The sequence below is a fragment of the Synechococcus sp. WH 7805 genome, from assembly GCF_000153285.1.
Classification (GTDB): domain Bacteria; phylum Cyanobacteriota; class Cyanobacteriia; order PCC-6307; family Cyanobiaceae; genus Synechococcus_C.
Genome location: NZ_CH724169.1, coordinates 2,737 through 4,338, shown reverse-complemented (window position 1 = coordinate 4,338; position 1,602 = coordinate 2,737). Strand labels below are relative to the sequence as shown.

The window sequence follows — 1,602 nt, the reverse complement described above, 5'->3', positions numbered from 1 at the left end:
TTGTGTTAGTAGGAGCTCAGCATACAAGTGAGAGTTAACTCTAACTTTTCCCCCTTTATACCGTTTAATTTCACTGAGCCAATTTAACTAGACATATAATAGAAATAAATGCCTAACTAACAATGCAATATAGATTCAGCATTTGAATTTTATGGTGACGATAAATTATTTTATTTTTATCGGCCTGACGTGTAGAGCAACAGAAGATAAAAATCACAGGGAAGTGATACTCTGAAAATGTGCCCTTTTACTCAATTATTGAGCAAAATGACGAGTTTCTGGTACACCTAACCCTATAAGATTGTTCAGCGTTTTGAACACGAATGTCGACTAATGATCCTACGATTTGGTTTTTCATAGGAATGACAAAAGATAAAACAACGATAATTAAAAGTATTAAAAACATCTTCATCGTACGAATAAACGGTAGGTTTTATGTTTCTTTATAAGCATGGTGAAAATATTTTCGATCCTCAAAAAGCTACATACTCGACGTCAGAAAAAACTTCAAGGTTAAGTAAAAGTGAAACAAAAATATTACAGTATTTAATAGATAATTGTGGTGAAATCGTAAGCAGAGAGACGTTATTACAAATTGGTTGGCCTGGCAAATTTGTTGTCCCTAACTCACTGAATGTATCCATTGGCAACCTACGTAAAGCGTTTGGGCAAGATCGTGCAATAATCATTACAATCAAAGACAAAGGTTTCACTATTAAAGATGACAACTTTATTAGACATCCGATTGAACCTGAAGCGATTCGTGAATGTGATCCCGAATCCGATGACGTGCAGTATTCTGCTAGTGAGGAAGAAGAAGCCAGTGATATAGAACAAGAAATCAGTCCTCGTCAATCTCTTCCTACTTGGAAAATAGTCTGTTATAGCTTGCTTATCTTGGTCATATTATTTGGGGTCGCTCTTGGGCTGGGGAGTTGGAAAAGCCCGCCGTGCGTGACGATAAATAGCGACCTAACTATTTGCGGCGACATTAAATATCTAAATATCAATAAGTTAACTGAAAACCTACCACGTAATGATGCAACCTATACCCATGTTTATTGAATTGAGTTAAGCACTGTAACCTCAATGATGGCCTCTCGTAGCACCGCACGATAACCTCTCAGCTTATACGGCTTCCATCAAGGAAAACTGCTTGCTGATCCAAATTTCCAGTGAGTAAATAATCTATGACATTGAATCGGCAGCAAGGGGGCAAGGTCAGGAATTTTAATGATCCCTTACCTGAACAAAATCGGCTTAATTCACTTTAGAATCAGTGCGTGATTGACCTCATGAAAGGTTTATAGGGAATGTGCTTAATCATGCGTTCTCTCATCGCTTATGGACTCAAAATGAGGGATTCCGTTCGACCATTTCTATGGTTTAGATAATCAAATGTCACTAAACCCCTCTGAAAATCCTGCCGTAAACGTGATGCTGATATCGGTGTGCGTTTTAGGTATCTCCCCATGTAAGTCAGGGTTGGCGTCACCATGCCCGTTTTCCTAGCGAAGTATAGTTTCCAGCACCGACGATATTGACTGATTAAAAATCGAGACCAATCTTGGTCATGACTCCAACCTGTTGATTAATGGTAGT

Annotated in this window: 1 protein-coding gene and 1 pseudogene; one reads left to right on the top strand and one right to left on the bottom strand. The window is 38.3% G+C overall.

The window, feature by feature from the left end; translation table 11 throughout:
• The first annotated feature begins 435 nt into the window (after positions 1-435).
• Entirely contained in the window at positions 436-1,065 is a 630-nt protein-coding gene (locus WH7805_RS14005) for a transcriptional regulator (RefSeq protein WP_006043694.1), read from the top strand.
• Between the two features lie 280 nt (positions 1,066-1,345).
• On the opposite strand, the pseudogene WH7805_RS14000 reads toward WH7805_RS14005, so the two are convergent.
• A pseudogene (locus tag WH7805_RS14000) lies at positions 1,346-1,567 on the bottom strand (transposase); the annotation flags it as partial.
• Positions 1,568-1,602: the final 35 nt, after the last annotated feature.